This window comes from Amycolatopsis sp. NPDC051106, from assembly GCF_040682775.1.
GTDB lineage: Bacteria > Actinomycetota > Actinomycetes > Mycobacteriales > Pseudonocardiaceae > Amycolatopsis.
In genome coordinates, this window is record NZ_JBFBBQ010000090.1 from 21,042 (window position 1) to 36,299 (window position 15,258).

At 69.7% G+C, this 15,258-nt stretch carries 15 protein-coding genes and 1 riboswitch; of the genes, 9 read left to right on the top strand and 6 right to left on the bottom strand.

The genetic code is table 11. The features are described 5' to 3' along the window. Positions 1 to 49 precede the first annotated feature (49 nt). The 5 genes from AB0M83_RS39845 to AB0M83_RS39865 all read left to right on the top strand — a co-directional run bounded on the left by AB0M83_RS39845 (position 50) and on the right by AB0M83_RS39865 (position 4,107). Positions 50 to 940, top strand: a complete 891-nt coding sequence (locus AB0M83_RS39845) for a diiron oxygenase (protein ID WP_364525595.1) — start codon at positions 50 to 52, stop codon at positions 938 to 940. Positions 941 to 996: 56 nt separating this feature from the next. Continuing rightward, complete coding sequence (locus AB0M83_RS39850; RefSeq protein WP_364525574.1) at positions 997 to 1,698, top strand: hypothetical protein; 702 nt, start codon at positions 997 to 999, stop codon at positions 1,696 to 1,698. Next, positions 1,695 to 2,177 carry a GNAT family N-acetyltransferase gene (locus tag AB0M83_RS39855; protein WP_364525575.1) on the top strand — a complete coding sequence of 161 codons (483 nt, stop codon included), beginning with the start codon at positions 1,695 to 1,697 and terminating at the stop codon, positions 2,175 to 2,177. The genes AB0M83_RS39850 and AB0M83_RS39855 overlap by 4 nt, the downstream gene beginning before the upstream one ends. A 31-nt stretch (positions 2,178 to 2,208) precedes the next feature. Next, a riboswitch (S-adenosyl-L-homocysteine riboswitch) is annotated at positions 2,209 to 2,285 on the top strand. A gap of 85 nt (positions 2,286 to 2,370) precedes the next feature. After that, positions 2,371 to 3,831, top strand: a complete 1,461-nt coding sequence (ahcY, locus tag AB0M83_RS39860) for an adenosylhomocysteinase (protein ID WP_364525577.1) — start codon at positions 2,371 to 2,373, stop codon at positions 3,829 to 3,831. A 120-nt stretch (positions 3,832 to 3,951) separates the two neighbouring features. Further along, positions 3,952 to 4,107 carry a hypothetical protein gene (locus AB0M83_RS39865; RefSeq protein WP_086678182.1) on the top strand — a complete coding sequence of 52 codons (156 nt, stop codon included), beginning with the start codon at positions 3,952 to 3,954 and terminating at the stop codon, positions 4,105 to 4,107. Between the two features lie 237 nt (positions 4,108 to 4,344). Here AB0M83_RS39865 and AB0M83_RS39870 read toward each other — a convergent pair whose 3' ends face one another. The 6 genes from AB0M83_RS39870 to AB0M83_RS39895 form a co-directional block, all read right to left on the bottom strand. Further along, positions 4,345 to 5,223, bottom strand: a complete 879-nt coding sequence (locus AB0M83_RS39870) for a Ku protein (RefSeq protein ID WP_364525579.1) — start codon at positions 5,221 to 5,223, stop codon at positions 4,345 to 4,347. 86 nt (positions 5,224 to 5,309) lie between these two features. Then, the gene (locus AB0M83_RS39875; protein ID WP_364525581.1) at positions 5,310 to 6,536 is read right to left on the bottom strand and encodes a styrene monooxygenase/indole monooxygenase family protein; all 1,227 of its coding nucleotides are present in this window, start codon (positions 6,534 to 6,536) and stop codon (positions 5,310 to 5,312) included. 19 nt (positions 6,537 to 6,555) lie between these two features. Continuing rightward, a complete protein-coding gene (locus AB0M83_RS39880; protein WP_364525583.1) occupies positions 6,556 to 7,182 on the bottom strand; it encodes an ATP/GTP-binding protein in 627 nt (208 codons plus the stop codon). Next, positions 7,157 to 7,525: a DUF742 domain-containing protein gene (locus AB0M83_RS39885; RefSeq protein WP_360678339.1), complete on the bottom strand. Its 369-nt coding sequence runs from the start codon at positions 7,523 to 7,525 to the stop codon at positions 7,157 to 7,159. The genes AB0M83_RS39880 and AB0M83_RS39885 overlap by 26 nt, the downstream gene beginning before the upstream one ends. Positions 7,526 to 7,617: 92 nt before the next feature. After that, the gene (locus tag AB0M83_RS39890) at positions 7,618 to 8,055 is read right to left on the bottom strand and encodes a roadblock/LC7 domain-containing protein (RefSeq protein ID WP_125315245.1); all 438 of its coding nucleotides are present in this window, start codon (positions 8,053 to 8,055) and stop codon (positions 7,618 to 7,620) included. Further along, positions 8,052 to 9,296 carry an ATP-binding protein gene (locus AB0M83_RS39895; protein WP_364525585.1) on the bottom strand — a complete coding sequence of 415 codons (1,245 nt, stop codon included), beginning with the start codon at positions 9,294 to 9,296 and terminating at the stop codon, positions 8,052 to 8,054. The genes AB0M83_RS39890 and AB0M83_RS39895 overlap by 4 nt, the downstream gene beginning before the upstream one ends. Positions 9,297 to 9,642: 346 nt before the next feature. Between AB0M83_RS39895 and AB0M83_RS39900 the strand changes: the two genes are divergently transcribed. Genes AB0M83_RS39900 through AB0M83_RS39915 form a run of 4 tightly spaced genes read left to right on the top strand, consistent with a single transcriptional unit; the run spans position 9,643 to position 15,162 of the window. Next, positions 9,643 to 10,308, top strand: coding sequence for a TetR family transcriptional regulator (locus AB0M83_RS39900; protein WP_364525587.1), 666 nt, complete (start codon positions 9,643 to 9,645; stop codon positions 10,306 to 10,308). Next, positions 10,302 to 12,035, top strand: coding sequence for an ABC transporter ATP-binding protein (locus tag AB0M83_RS39905; protein WP_364525589.1), 1,734 nt, complete (start codon positions 10,302 to 10,304; stop codon positions 12,033 to 12,035). The genes AB0M83_RS39900 and AB0M83_RS39905 overlap by 7 nt, the downstream gene beginning before the upstream one ends. Further along, complete coding sequence (locus tag AB0M83_RS39910; RefSeq protein ID WP_364525591.1) at positions 12,032 to 14,038, top strand: ABC transporter ATP-binding protein; 2,007 nt, start codon at positions 12,032 to 12,034, stop codon at positions 14,036 to 14,038. Before AB0M83_RS39905 ends, AB0M83_RS39910 begins: the two co-directional genes overlap by 4 nt. Positions 14,039 to 14,091: 53 nt before the next feature. Then, positions 14,092 to 15,162: a DNA polymerase ligase N-terminal domain-containing protein gene (locus tag AB0M83_RS39915; RefSeq protein ID WP_364525593.1), complete on the top strand. Its 1,071-nt coding sequence runs from the start codon at positions 14,092 to 14,094 to the stop codon at positions 15,160 to 15,162. Positions 15,163 to 15,258: the final 96 nt, after the last annotated feature.

A 15,258-nucleotide genomic window follows, 5' to 3' on the forward strand; every position in this document is an offset into this window, starting at 1 on the left:
GCTCCGAAGTAGCTAGTACAGCATGTACCCCCTACTTCCGGAGGTCACCATGGGCGTCGAGGCCCAGGACCGGGACGTGACCGCGGCTCGCCTGCTCAAGAGCTCCGCGAAGAACTCCTACGACCCGTACGTCGACATCGACTGGACCGCGCCGCTCGCCGAGGGCAAGGCGTACATGCCACTGGAGCGCGTCTCGCTCTACGGCACGGACCTCTGGGCGCGGCTGACGCCGGAGCAGCGGATCGAGCTCTCCAAGCACGAGATCGCCAGCATCATGAGCGTCGGCCTGTGGTTCGAGATCGTCCTGATGCAGCTGCTCGCGCGGTACGTCTTCGACCTCGACGCGCGCACCGAGCACGCGCAGTACGCCATGACCGAGATCGGCGACGAGACGCGGCACTCGGTGATGTTCGCCCGCACCGCCGACCGGCTCGGCGTGCCGCGCTACGGCGTCCCGAAGGTCGTGCACCGCGCCGCGAAGGTGTTCGGCGCGACGGCCGCCGGGCCGTCGATGTTCGCCAGCGTGCTGGTCGCCGAGGAGACCACCGACCGGCTGCAGCGCTCGATGATGGACGACGACGGCATCCAGCCGCTGATCCGCTCGGTCAACCGCATCCACGTCGTCGAGGAGGCCCGGCACGTCCGGTTCGCCAAGGAGGAGGTGCTGCGGGAGACCCCGAAGCTGTCGAAGGCGGCGCTGCACCGGCACCGGCTGCGGACCGCGCTCGTCGCGTTCGGCGTCATCGACGGCATGGTCGACCCGCGGGTCTACCGCAGCGTCGGGATCGACCCGCGCGAAGGCCGGGCCGCGGCGCTCGCGAACCCGCACTTCCACGAGACACGCCGCTGGATGGCCGAGAAGATCGTGCCCTTCCTGCGTGACGCGGGGCTGATCGGCGGCCGGTCCGAGGGCATTTGGCGACGCGCGCACCTCATCTGACCGGGCCGGGCAAAATTCCCTTCCCGGGAGGGACCGGACTGCGCCACGATTCCCGGGTGACCGAGGGCTACTCGCAGGAATTCCCCGTCGGGCCGGCGGCCGGGCAGCACCCGCAGCCGCCGGTACGGCAGCCCGTACCGCGCCCGCCACTCGCCCGGCCCGTCGTCGCCGGCCTCCTCGGCGTGCTCGTCGGCGCCTTCCTGGTCGGCGTGCCGTGGCTGACGCTGAGCCTGCTCGACGGGCCCAGCGGGCAGACCCTGACCGCCCCGGCGAACCTCGGCGGGCTCAGCCGGGCCCAGGACGCGATCGCGAAGCTCGACGCCGCGCGCGGCAAGGCGACGATCGACCGCATCGACAAGACCGACCGCGAGACGGCCTCCCGGGTCTCGGCGGCCTACGACGGCGCGGGCGCGGTGGTGCAGCAGTACCAGGACGACCGGCTGCGGCGGTCGTTCCAGCTGGTCGCCGTGCGCGCGCCCTCGCCGGAGCTGTTCGCGCCGTACGAAGACGTCCAGGCCCTCGGCGTGGCCGCACCGAGCACCGAGCTGGTGCGCGTCGGCGCCGTGCAGTGCCTGGTGCACAACGACCCGGCCGCGTCCGGCTCGACCCCGGACCCGGACCGCTCGTTCGTGCTGAACTGCCAGCGCACCGGCCCCGGCCTGACCGTCGCGGTGCGGAGCATGGGCACCGAAGGCAACCACGACGCGCGCGAGCTGGCCGGGGTCGTCGACGAGGCGTGGACCACACTGGACGGGTGAGCACCATCCGCGTGGCCCGCGCCGACGACGAAGGTGCGCTCGCCGAACTCGACGAGCGCACCTGGACCTCGATGGTGTCGCCCGCTCCCCCACCGCCGCCCGGCACGCCGTTCTTCGACGACGGCACCCGCCCCGAAGACGTCCTCGTCGCCGAACACGACGGCACTGTCGCCGGCTATGTCCGCCTCGGCGAGGGGTTCGGCATTCCCGCCCACCGGCACGTGCGCGTGATCGGCGGGCTCGCCGTCGACCCGGACCGGCGCCGGCTCGGCATCGCCCGGCAGCTCGTCGACGCCGCCGTGGCCGAAGCGCGCCGGCGCGGAGCGCGCAAGGTGACGTTGCGCGTGCTGGGTCACAACACCGCGGCCCGGCGGGTCTACGAAGCCTGCGGGTTCGTCGTGGAAGGCGTGCTGCGAGCCGAATTCCGCGTCGACGGCACCGACGTCGACGACGTCCTCATGGCCCGTTCGCTCGCTTGACAGCTTCCCGGCGGCTTTGCCATCCTGGTCCCGGGCCGAGAGGCGCTGCGACGGAACTCCTTCCGCCACGCTCGGCCCGGACCACGACTCCAAGGGCGCCTCCCGCGAGGGAGGTGCTTTTTCTTTGTCATCACGGATTTCTCCGTGCCGCCTCCCGAGCGTTCCGTCAACGAGCTCCGGAGTACACCGAACCATGAGCGACAAACTCACCCGCCGCAACGGTCTCGACTTCGCCGTCGCCGACCTGTCCCTGGCCGAGGCCGGCCGCACCCAGCTGAGGCTGGCCGAGCACGAGATGCCCGGCCTCATGGCGATCCGCCGCGAGTACGCCGCCGCGCAGCCGCTGAAGGGCGCGCGCATCGCCGGGTCGCTGCACATGACCGTGCAGACCGCCGTGCTCATCGAGACGCTCGTCGCGCTCGGCGCCGAGGTGCGCTGGGTGTCCTGCAACATCTTCTCCACCCAGGACGAAGCCGCCGCGGCGGTCGTCGTCGGCCCGCAGGGCACCATCGACGCCCCCGCGGGCACGCCGGTGTTCGCGTGGAAGGGCGAAACGCTCGAAGAGTACTGGTGGTGCACCGACCAGCTCTTCGCCTTCTCCGACGGCCGGACGCCGAACATGATCCTCGACGACGGCGGCGACGCGACCATGCTCGTCCACAAGGGAGTCGAGTTCGAAGCCGCGGGCGCGGTGCCGCAACCGTCCGAAGAGGACCCGGAGGAGTACCGGATCGTCCTCGGCACACTGCGCGCGAGCCTCGCGGCCGACGGCGACCGCTTCACCCGCACGGCCAAGGAGATCCGCGGCGTCACCGAGGAGACGACCAACGGCGTCAAGCGGCTCTACAAGCTCGCCAAGGACGGCGAGCTGCTCTTCCCCGCGATGAACGTCAACGACTCCGTGACGAAGTCCAAGTTCGACAACAAGTACGGCATCCGGCACTCCCTTGTGGACGGCCTGAACCGGGCCACCGACGTGATGATCGGCGGCAAGCGCGTCGTCGTCTGCGGCTACGGCGACGTCGGCAAGGGCGCGGTCGAGGCGCTGCGCGGCCAGGGTGCCCGGGTCTCGGTCACCGAGATCGACCCGATCTGCGCGCTGCAGGCGGCGATGGACGGGCTCGACGTGGTGGAGCTGGACGACGTCGTCACGACGGCCGACATCTTCATCACGACCACGGGCAACTTCGGCATCATCTCGGCGGACCAGATGAGCCGGATGAAGCACAACGCGATCGTCGCGAACGTCGGGCACTTCGACAACGAGATCGACATGGCCGGGCTGGCGAAGCTGCCGGGGATCGTCAAGAACGAGATCAAGCCGCAGGTGCACGAGTGGACGTTCCCGGACGGCCACGCGATCATCGTGCTCTCCGAAGGCCGCCTGATGAACCTCGGCAACGCGACCGGCCACCCGTCGTTCGTGATGTCGAATTCGTTCACCAACCAGGCCATCGCGCAGATCGAGCTGTTCACCAAGCCCGGCGAGTACGCCACCGACGTCCACCGGCTGCCGAAGCACCTCGACGAGAAGGTGGCCCGGCTGCACCTGGACGCCCTCGGTGTGAAACTCACCAAGCTGTCGAAGGCGCAGGCCGAGTACATCGGCGTCGACGTCGAGGGCCCGTACAAGCTCGACCACTACCGGTACTGAACCCAGATTGCTCCATTTGACGCAGTTTGGTTTATCGGGAAACTGGCCATTCTCCCCGTGACAGCGCATCCGCCCGGCCGGTACGGCGGACGGGTCCCATGCGAAGGAGTGTGTGTCAAAGTGATCGTTCTCGGTGTAATTCTTCTGATCATCGGGTTCATCGTGGGTATCCCGGTGCTTTACACCATCGGCATCATTCTCGCGGTGGCCGGCGTGGCACTGGCCATCCTGGGCGGCACCGGCCGCCGGATCGGTGGGCGTGCGCACTGGTACTGATCCACGGACTCGCGAACGGCCTGGCACGGCGTCAGCAGCAATGCTCGCCGTGCCAGGCCGTTCGGCCGTTCGGCACCGAGTAAAGGGTCCTCCGGCTCCGAGGGGGAGGGAGAGCCGAAGGACCCCGTTAGTGTTAGCACATCGCCAAGCCCGTGTACACAGCTGCATACACGATCGTGTTACGCGCTTGACCGGTTCCTCACGCGAGGAACGACTCGTTCACCGCGTGCGACGGGCTCAAGCGGACTTCGGGGCCCGCTTGCGGGCGGCCGGCTTCTTCTTCGCCGGAGCCGGGGCCTCGTCCTCATCGGACTCCTCCGAAGTGGACTTCGCCCCCCGGGACTTCTTCGCCGCGTCCACACTGGCCTGCAGCGCCGCCATCAGGTCGACCACGTCGGCCTTGGCGGTGACCGCCGCCGGCTTGGTCGTCTCCTCCCCCGCCACCTTGGCCTCGATCATCTCCTCGAGGGCCTCGCGGTAGTGGTCGTGGTACTTCTCCGGTTCGAACACCGGCTCGGCCAGGGAGTCGATCAGGGACCCGGCCATGGTCAGCTCCTGCGGCCGGATCTGCGGCGGGTCGTCGCGCAGGAACGGGAAGTCGGGCTCGCGGACCTCGTCCGGCCACAGGATCGTCGTCATCACCAGCACGTCGGCGTGCACCCGCAGCACCGCCATGCTCTCCCGCTGCCGCACCGCGACCTTCGCGACGGCCACCTGGCTCGACTTGTGCAGCGCGTCCCGCAGCACGATGTACGGCTTCACCGCGTTCTTCTGCGGCTCCAGGTAGTACGTCCGGTCGTACTGGATCGGGTCGATCGACTCGATCGGCACGAACTCCAGGACGTCGATCGTGCGCTGCGTGGGCAGCGGCAGGTCGGCCATCTCGGTGTCGGTGATCACGACCATCTCGCCGTCGGGCAGCTCGTAGCCCTTGGCGATCTCGGCGTAGGGCACTTCGGCGCCGTCGATCGTGCAGAACCGCTTGTACTGGATGCGGCCGCCGTCGGCTTCGTGCACCTGCCGGAGCGAGACGTTCTTGTTCTCCGTGGCCGCGTACAGCTGGATCGGAATGGACACCAGCCCGAACGAGACCGAGCCCTTCCACATCGCCCGCATGCCACACACCTTTCGCCCTCGCACTCACGCTACGTGACAAAGGTAGCCCGAAATGCGCGGCGGCGACAGCCCGGTGAGGCGACGATCTAGACCTCTGCCAGGTATTTCTCCCAAAGTGCGGGGTCCATGAACCAGTTCTGGAAGTCGGTGGGATCGGTGAAACCGTTCGCGAACCGCCGCGCGACCGCGGGGTTCTGGCCGGCGACCCCGAGGATCTGGAGCACGTGCGGGGGCGGCGGGAGGAGCAGCGCGTTCGTCCATTCGGTGACGTGGCGGGCGTACTCCCAGTAGCGCTCGAACGTGGCGTCCATCCACTCCGCGTCGAACGGGCGGTCGCCGCGCTCGACGATCGCGTCCAGATAGGTCGCCGCGCAGTGGCTCGCGTTGTTCGAGCCCTGGCCGGTGATCGGGTCGTTCGCCACGACGACGTCGGCCATGCCCAGCACGGTCGCCCCGCCGGGCAGGGTGCCGACCGGGTTGCGGACCACCGGCGTGTAGCCCCCGGCCAGGGTGGCCTTCGCGTCGGTGAGCTCGGCGTCGCGGCTGCGCTCGTACTCCCACGGCACGAACCGCTTCATCAGGTCCAGGATCCGCGCGAAGTGCTCGGCCGGGCCCGGCCGGTCGGCGAAGCAGTCCAGCGGCCCGCCGGGCACGCCTTCGAAGAAGAGGATGTCGCAGTTCCCGCTCAGCGTGTACGCGGGGATCATGAACAGCTCGCCGACCCCGGGGACGATGTTGAACCGCACCGCCATCTTGTCCGGGTGCTCCGGCCGCGGGCGCACGCCGTGGGCGTAGGCCAGCGACAGCGCGCGCATCGGCTTCGTGTACGGCGACCGCTCGGGCACGCGGTCGAACAGCTGGACCAGCTCGCCCTTCCCGGCCGAGATGATCACCAGGTCGTACAGCTTCGCCAGGGCGTCCAGTTCGGACGTCATCACGCCGTGGATGACGAGCTTGCCGCCGCGGTCTTCGAACAGCTCGAGCCAGCCGGCCATCTTCACCCGCTGGTCGACCGACTGCGCGATGTGGTCCAGCTCGGCGAACCAGTCGAGCGCGCGCCCGCCGTCCGGCGCGGCCACGGACACGCCGAGGCCTTCGACGTTCACCGTGTCGGCTTCCCACTGGTTGATGCCGAGGTCCCGCTCGTGCTGCAGCGCGTCGTGGAACATGCACTGCGTCGACATCACGCGCCCGCTCCGGATCTCCTCCGGCGTCCGCGCGGACATCACCGTGACGTCGTAGTCCTTCGCCAGCAGCCCCAGGGCCAGCTGCAGCCCGGACTGCCCGGCGCCCACGATCAGGACCTTGCGCATGAAGCTCTTCTCTCCTCGTTCAGGCGTGCGGGGCGCTGCCGGCGAGCTCCCGGCCCGCCGGGCCGGAGAGCACCGCCAGCGACAACGTGTGGCTGACCAGCTCGGTCAGGGTGGCGATCGTCGAGGCGCGGTCGCGGGCGTCGCAGGTGACCAGCGGGACGCTCGGGTCGAGCGCGAGCGCGTCGCGCACCTCGTCGAGGTCGTGCACCGGCATGCCCTCGAACTGGTTGACCGCGACGACGAACGGCAGCTCGGAGTCGTTCTCGAAGTAGTTGATCGCCGCGAACGAGTCGTCGATCCGGCTGGTGTCGACCAGCACGACCGCGCCGAGCGCACCCCGGCTCAGGTCGTCCCACAGGAACCAGAACCGCGCCTGGCCGGGCGTGCCGAACAGGTACAGCAGCAGGTCCGGGCGCAGCGTGATGCGGCCGAAGTCCATCGCGACGGTCGTGGTCGACTTGCCGCCGGGCGGGATGTCGTCGACGCCTTCGCCGGCCTCGGTCATCCACGCCTCGTTGCTCATCGGTGGCACTTCCGACACCGACCCGACGAACGTGGTCTTGCCGACACCGAAGCCCCCGGCGACGACGATCTTCGCGGAGATCGTCAGCAGATCGCCCTCAGGCGGGGAGCCGCTTGAGCCCATCAAGGATCCTCTCGAGCACGTTGGTGTCGTGGTGGTAGGCGTGCGCCGTGGGGTGGACGAAGACCGCGCCCTGGGACGCGAGGTCGCCGATCAGCACCCGGACCACGCCCAGCGGCAGGTCCAGCCCGACCGACAGCTCGGCGATCGAGCACCGCGCCCGGGCGCGTTCGTAGAGCGAGCGCGACTCCGGCATGAGCGTGCCGCTCAGCGCCGGGTCGTACTGCGGGACCGAAACCAGCGTCTCCACCAGCAGCTGGTGGCGGGTACTGGTGCGGCCACCGGTGAGCGCGTACGCGCGGATCCGGCGGCTGCGCCGCGGCAAGGCGGTGTCCTTGTCGGACACGGAAATCACATCCTTGTGCTGCTTTCCGGGGCTGCGCCCCGGGCCGGGGGCTCCGCCACCCGGACCCCCGAAAGATTCATGGGGCACGCCCATCACACCCGCGGCCGGCGCGCGGTGAGCACCTGGCGCAGTTCGGCGCGCACCTCGGGGGTGAGCGCGTGGCCGGCGTTGGTGATGAACTGGGTCATCTCGTAGGCGACCACCTTCATGTCCGCCTCGCCCGAGGTCAGCACCGCGAGCCCGGCACCGGAACCGATGCCCATGAACAGGAAGTAGCCGTGGGTCAGCCGGATGATGATCTGTTCGCAGGCGCCCTTCCCGAACAGTGCCGCGCTGTTGCCGGCCAGCGAAAGCAGGCCGCTGGCGATCGCCGCGAGCTGTTCGGCCTCGGCCTCGCCGACCGAGTCGGACGCGGTGAGGGGGAAGCCGTCCACGCTCATGATCAGCGCGTGGCTGACGCCGTGGACCTTGCGCACGAAGTCGTCGAGCAGCCAGGCGAAGTTCGCCGGGGCCGGGTGGGGGGCGCTCACGAGGCGGTTCCTCCGGGCGTCTCGTCCTGCTGGGAACGGTTCTCGGCGAGCGCGGCCCGCTCACCGTCGGCGAACGCGCCGAGGTCGGCGAGCAGCTGGTCGTGGCCGGTGCCGGGCGAAGCCGGGGCCGGTGGGGGCGGCGGCGGTTCGGGCGCGGCCCCGCGGATGCTGCCGGGCACCCGGCGCGGCAGGCCGTTGGCGGTGGTCCCGCCGGTCTGCTCGACCGGCCGCGGACGCGGGGTGGGCCGACGCGGGATCGGTGTGACCGGCTCTTCCCGCGGGAAGGTGCCCGGACGACGGCGCGGGAGGCCGCCGGCGGTGGCCGGCTCACCGACCGGGGCCTTCACGGGTTCGACCGTGACGGTCCGGGTGCCCGACCACGCGTTCTCGGCGAGCTCGGTGACGATGCCGGTCGGCAGCAGCACGGTGGCCACCGTGCCGTGCGGGCTGCGCCGGTCCAGGCGCACGGTGACGTCGTGGCGGGCGGCGAGCCGGGAGACGACCGCGAGACCCATGTGGCGCGCCGCGGCGTCGTCGAGCTCACCGCCGGCGGCCAGCCGCGCGTTGAGACCGTCGACGCGGTCGGCCGGGATGCCGATGCCCTCGTCCTCGATCCGGACGAGCACGCTGCCCTGCTCGGTCAGGTGCGCGCTGACGTTCACCGGCGAGCTCGGCGACGACTGGTTGGCGGCGTTGTCGAACAGCTCCGCCAGCACCCGGCCCAGGTCCTCCGCGGCGAAGCCGACGACACCGAGGTTCACGACCCGGCCGATGGTGATCCGGGCGTAGTGGTCGATCGAGGACATCGCCGCGCGCATGACGTCGAGCAGCGACGTCGCGCGGGCGGCGTCGTCGGCGGTCTCCTGACCGGCCAGCACGCGCAGGTTCTCGGCGTTGCGCCGCAGCCGCGTCGCCAGGTGGTCGAGCTGGTAGAGCTCGGCGAGGCGGTGGTGGTCCTCCTCCCCCGCCTCCAGCTCTTCGAGCCGGGCGAGGAGCTGGTCGAGGAGGTTGAGGTCACGCAGGGCGACGCTGGCGCAGATTTCCGCCAGCACGGCGTCGTCCGCCGGCGCTTCCGGCACCGCTACGGGCGCCGGCGGCGGCAGTTGCGCGAGCGCGGGCCCGGCCGCGGGCGTCTGCACAGGGTGCTTCGGCGGCGCGGTGAGGTACTGCGCGGCGGCGACCCGCGAGCGGTCCAGCAGGACGCGTGATCGATCCAGGAGTTCCCGGGCCCGGCTGGCCATGTGGTCCCACTTCTTCCTTGCTCAGTTCGGACGCGGTGCGGCGTGCCGACCCCCGGCGGCGACGACCGACATGCAAGCAGAAAGCCTCGTGACGTGTCCACAACCGGTCCCCACGTGATCGCGTTGAGTGAGCAAGGATTCGGAACGTCAGGCCTGGTGAGCGCAGTGGATTACGCCATTCGGTTCAATTTTGCAAATTGCGTCCCGCAACAGAGCGCACACGGGCACCGATACCGCTGGCAGCGAGGGTGCGCACGGCGAAATCCGGGCCATGTCCGGTTCGCCCTAATTTTGCGTGCCGCGCACTTTTTTGCGGGGCACGCAAGTTTTTCGCTACACTCCGTGTGTGCCGCCGGATGAACCACCGAAGCTCACGCTGCGGGAACGCAAGAAGCGCGAGGCCCGCCGGGCGCTCGCGCAGGCCGCCTTGCGGCTCGCGCTGGACCGCGGGCTGGAGAACGTGCGGGTCGAGGACATCGCCACCGAGGTCGGCGTCTCCCCCCGCACATTCAACAACTACTTCTCCAGCAAGGAGCAGGCGGTCTGCTCGATCGTCGTCGACCGCCACGAGGGGATGCGCGAAGCCCTGCTCGCGCGGCCGGAGGGCGAGCCGCTCTGGGAGGCCGTCAAGCAGGCGGTGATCGAGCAATATTCGCGTGAGGGCGAGCCCGATCGCGCGTATGTTGCGCGTATCCGGGAGCTGATGGGCCAGCTCATGCTGCGTGGCGAGTTCCTCAACGCCCACGCGGCGGTCGAGCGGGTCCTCGCCGAAACGATCGCGAAGCGGGTGGGCGGTGTGGACCACCTGTTGTGCCGGCTGATGGCCGCCACGGTGGAAAGCGCCGTCCGGGTCGCCTTCGTCAACTGGTTCATGACCGAAGGCGAGCCGTTCCTCCCGATCCTGGAACGGCTGCTGGACGAGCTGGCCACCGGCATGCCGACGCTGACCGGCGGCGAACCGAACCGAAACCCGAACACCACCACCACTCCACTGGGGGAAGCGTTGTGCTAGTCAAGCTCCTGCGCAGCCATCTGCGCCCGTACAAAACCACGTTGTGGGTGATCGTGCTGCTCCAGCTGGTGCAGACGATCGCCATGCTCTACCTGCCGACGCTCAACGCCGACATCGTCGACAACGGGCTGATCAAGGGCGACATGGCCTACATCGTGCGCGTCGGCGCCGTGATGCTCGCCGTGACGCTCGCCCAGATCGCCGGCTCGATCGGCGCGGTGTACTACGGCGCCCGCACCGCGATGGCGGTCGGCCGCGACATCCGGTCCGCGGTCTTCCACCGGGTGCAGGCCTTCTCGGCCCGCGAGGTCGGCCAGTTCGGCACGCCGTCGCTGATCACCCGGACCACCAACGACGTCCAGCAGATCCAGATGCTCGTGGTCATGACGCTGACGCTGATGGTGTCGGCGCCGATCATGTGCGTCGGCGGGATCATCCTGGCGCTGAACCTCGACGTGCCGCTCTCCTCGCTGCTGCTGGTGATCGTGCCGGTGCTGGCGGTCGCGGTCGGCGCGATCATCACCAAGATGCGCCCGGCGTTCCGCCTGATGCAGGAGCGGATCGACCGGATCAACCAGGTGCTGCGCGAGCAGATCATGGGCATCCGCGTCATCCGCGCGTTCGTCCGCGACAAGCACGAGCGCGAGCGCTTCGACGTCGCGAACGACCAGCTGCTCACGGTCTCGCTGCGCGTCGGCCGGCTGATGGCGCTGATGTTCCCGATCGTCATGCTGGTGATGAACGCCTCCAGCGTCGCGGTGCTGTGGTTCGGCGGCCAGCGCATCGACTCCGGCAGCATGCAGATCGGGGCCCTGACGGCGTTCCTGTCCTACCTGCTGCAGATCCTGATGTCGGTCATGATGGCCACGTTCATGTTCATGATGGTGCCGCGCGCGGAGGTCAGCGCCGAGCGGATCAGCGAGGTGCTCGACACCGAGTCGAGCGTCCGCCTGCCGGCGTCGCCGGTCAAGCTCGGCACGCTGCACGGCCACCTGGAGCTCTCCGGCGTCGAGTTCCGCTACCCCGGCGCGGAAAAGCCGGTGCTGCAGGACATTTCGCTGATCGGGCGGCCGGGTGAGACCACCGCCGTGATCGGGTCCACGGGCACCGGGAAGACCACGCTGCTCAACCTGATCCCGCGGCTGATGGACGCCACTCGGGGCACGGTGAAGGTCGACGGCGTCGACGTGCGCGACCTCGACGCGGGGGTGCTCGCCCGCGCGGTCGGGCTCGTGCCGCAGAAGCCGTACCTGTTCGCCGGGACGGTGGCCACCAACCTGCGCTACGGCAACCCGGACGCCACCGACGAAGAGCTGTGGCACGCCCTCGAAGTGGCGCAGGGCAAGGACTTCGTCGAGGCGATGCCCGAAGGCCTGGACGCACCGATCGCCCAGGGCGGCACGAACGTCTCGGGCGGCCAGCGGCAGCGGATCGCCATCGCGCGGATGCTGGTCCACAAGCCGGAGATCTACCTCTTCGACGACTCGTTCTCGGCGCTGGACTACGCGACCGACGCGGCCCTGCGCCGCGCACTGGTCTCGGAGACCGCCGACGCGACGGTGATCATCGTCGCGCAGCGCGTCAGCACCATCCGGAACGCCGACCGCATCATCGTCCTCGACGAGGGCCGCGTCGTCGGCACCGGCACCCACCACGAACTCTTCGAGGGCAACGAAACCTACCGGGAGATCGTGCTGTCCCAGCTGACCGAACAGGAGGCGGCGTGAGTACCACGGACGCCAAGCCCGCCGTCACCGAAGCGGGGGAACGGCCGACCGCCGAGCGGCAGAAGAACACCGGGGCCGCGACCGTCGGACCCGGCCGGTGGATGGCCGGCGGCGCCCCGCCGGAGAAGGCCCTCGACTTCAAGGGCTCCCTCAAGCGGCTGCTGCGCATGCTGGCCCCGCAACGGCTCCAGCTGATCGGCGTGCTCGTGCTCGGCGCGGCGAGCGTCGCGCTGACCGTGATCGGGCCGAAGATCCTCGGCCAGGCCACCGACGCGATCCTCGCCGGCGTGCTCGGCAAGCAGGTGCCGCCGGGGGTCACCAAGGAGCAGGTCGTCGCCGGGCTGCGCGCCCGCGGTGACGGCACGCTCGCCGACATCTACGGCCGCGTCGATCTCGTGCCCGGCATGGGCATCGACTTCGACAAGGTCGGGCAGATCCTGCTGACCGTGCTGGCGCTGTTCGTGATCGCGTCGTTCTTCGGGCTCATCCAGGCCCGGCTGACGACGACTCTCGTGCAGAACGCGGTGTACCGGCTGCGCCAGGACGTCGAGGACAAGTTCGCGCGGCTGCCGCTGAAGTACTTCGACCGCCAGCCGCGCGGCGAGGTTCTTTCCCGCGTCACCAACGACATCGACAACCTGGCGATGTCGCTGCAGCAGACGCTGTCGCAGATCGTTTCGTCGCTGCTGACGGTGATCGGCGTCCTGATCATGATGTTCCTGATCTCGCCGTTGCTGGCGTTGATCGCGCTGCTCACGGTGCCGCTCTCGGCCGTCGTGGCGGCGAAGATCGGGAAGCGCGCGCAGCCGAACTTCATCAAGCAGTGGTCGACGACCGGGAAGCTCAACGCGCACGTCGAGGAGATGTACACCGGGCACTCGCTGGTCAAGGTGTTCGGCCGGCGCGAGGAGTCCGCGGCGATCTTCGACAAGCAGAACGAAACGCTGTACGAGGCGAGCTTCCGGGCGCAGTTCATCTCCGGGATGATCCAGCCGGCGATGATGTTCATCGGCAACCTGAGCTACGTGCTGGTGGCGGTGATCGGCGCGCTGCGCGTCGCGTCGGGCAGCCTGACGCTCGGCGAGGTCCAGGCGTTCATCCAGTACTCGCGCCAGTTCAGCCAGCCGGTGACGCAGATCGCGAGCATGGCGAACCTGCTGCAGTCCGGCGTCGCCTCGGCCGAGCGGGTGTTCGCGCTCCTCGACGCCGAGGAGCAGGCCCCGGAGCCGGAGGACCCGGAGCGGCCGGCCGAGATCCGCGGGCGCGTCGAGTTCCAGGACGTCTCGTTCCGCTACCTGCCGGACAAGCCGCTGATCGACGACCTGTCGCTCACCGTCGAACCCGGCCAGACGGTGGCGATCGTCGGCCCGACCGGCGCGGGCAAGACGACGCTGGTCAACCTGCTCATGCGGTTCTACGAGCTCGACGGCGGGCGGATCACGCTCGACGGCGTCGACATCGCGAAGATGAACCGCGAGGAGCTGCGCGACCAGACCGGGATGGTGCTGCAGGACGCGTGGCTGTTCGGCGGCACGATCGCGGAGAACATCGCCTACGGCGCGGACAACCCGAGCCGCGAGGAGGTCATCGAAGCGGCGACGGCGACGTACGTCGACCGGTTCGTGCGCACCCTGCCGGACGGCTACGAGACGATCCTCGACGACGAGGGCGGCACGGTCAGCGCGGGCGAGAAGCAGCTGATCACGGTGGCGCGGGCGTTCCTGGCCAAGCCGGTCATCCTCATCCTCGACGAGGCGACGAGCTCGGTCGACACCCGCACCGAGGTGCTCATCCAGCGGGCGATGAACGAGCTGCGCACCGGCCGCACCAGCTTCGTCATCGCCCACCGGCTCTCCACGATCCGGGACGCCGACGTGATCCTGGTGATGGAGCACGGTCAGATCGTGGAGCACGGCGACCACGAGACGCTCCTCGGCAGCGGCGGCGCTTACTCGCGGCTGTATGCGGCTCAGTTCGCCGAAGCCATGGCGGAGACGGACTGACGCGGTGGCCCGGTACCCTGGAAGCTCTCGAGCGGAAGGGGTACCGGGCACCGATGGCCGACCGGCTCGAGGAGTACCGCGGCAAACGCGGGAAGGATCGCACCCCCGAACCCTGGCCCGACGGTCCGCCGGAACCGGGCGGCAACGACCTCTTCGTCATCCAGGAGCACCACGCCTCCCGCCTGCACTGGGACTTCCGGCTGGAGCGTGACGGCGTGCTCGTGTCGTGGGCGGTGCCGCGGGGCCTGCCGCTCGCGCCGGGGGTGAACCGGCTCGCGGTGCACACCGAAGACCACCCCATGGAGTACCTCACGTTCGAGGGCGAGATCCCGGCGGGCGAGTACGGCGGCGGCCGGATGACGGTGTGGGACACCGGGAAGTACGAAACCCTGCACTGGAACGACCACAAGGTCGAGGTCGTCTTCCACGGCGAGCGGGCGCGCGGCAAGTACCTCTTCCTCAACCGGCACAACGTCGACGACGACCGCGACTGGATGCTGCGGCGCCTCGACCCGGCCGAGCCGGGGCACGAGGACGCCCCCGAGTTCCTCGAGCCGATGACGGCGGTCCCGGGCGACCTCCCGGCGGACGACGGCGAGTGGGCGTACGAGTTCGCGTGGGGCGGCTTGCGCACGATGCTGCAGGTCTCCGGCGGCCGCGTCATCGCGCACGACGACACCGGCGCCGACGTCACCGGCCGCTACCCGGACCTGCACAAGCTGGGCGAAGAGCTCGGGTCGGTGGAAGTCCTGCTGGACGGCGAAGTCGTCGTGATCAAGGACGGCAAGCCGTATCCGAAGGGTCTCGAAGAACGCCGCCGGGCCGACGGCTCCGCGGCGAAGCGGCTGAAGACGAGCTGCCCGGTTTTCTACTTCGCATCGGATGTCCTGCACCTCGACGGCGCGCCGACGCTTTCGCTGCCCTACACCGAACGCCGCGAACTGCTGGAGGACCTGCCGGTGACGGATCGCCACTGGCAGGTCCCCCGCTACTACCTCGGCGGCGGCGCGGACGTCCTCGGCGCGAGCCGCGAGCACGGCTTGCCGGGAGTGGTCGCAAAGCGGGCGAACGGCGTGTACCGCCCCGGCGACGACTCCGGCAACTGGCTGTTCATCGCTAACTGAACCTCACTGGTGGACGTTAGGGGAGGACAGGCGTACACGTCTTGTCTGCACCCCGGGCCTGCCAGGTCACTGCCGAGCTGACCACGTCACCCTGCC

What these genes read in the sequence shown, in the direction of transcription:
- AB0M83_RS39845 (WP_364525595.1), top strand. Translation starts at nt 50, where the DNA reads ATGGGCGTCGAGGCCCAGGACCGGGACGTGACCGCGGCTCGCCTGCTC.
- ahcY (WP_364525577.1), top strand. Translation starts at nt 2,371, where the DNA reads ATGAGCGACAAACTCACCCGCCGCAACGGTCTCGACTTCGCCGTCGCC.
- AB0M83_RS39870 (WP_364525579.1), bottom strand. Translation starts at nt 5,223, where the DNA reads ATGCGGGCGATGTGGAAGGGCTCGGTCTCGTTCGGGCTGGTGTCCATT.
- AB0M83_RS39875 (WP_364525581.1), bottom strand. Translation starts at nt 6,536, where the DNA reads ATGCGCAAGGTCCTGATCGTGGGCGCCGGGCAGTCCGGGCTGCAGCTG.
- AB0M83_RS39880 (WP_364525583.1), bottom strand. Translation starts at nt 7,182, where the DNA reads ATGGGCTCAAGCGGCTCCCCGCCTGAGGGCGATCTGCTGACGATCTCC.
- AB0M83_RS39895 (WP_364525585.1), bottom strand. Translation starts at nt 9,296, where the DNA reads ATGGCCAGCCGGGCCCGGGAACTCCTGGATCGATCACGCGTCCTGCTG.
- AB0M83_RS39915 (WP_364525593.1), top strand. Translation starts at nt 14,092, where the DNA reads ATGGCCGACCGGCTCGAGGAGTACCGCGGCAAACGCGGGAAGGATCGC.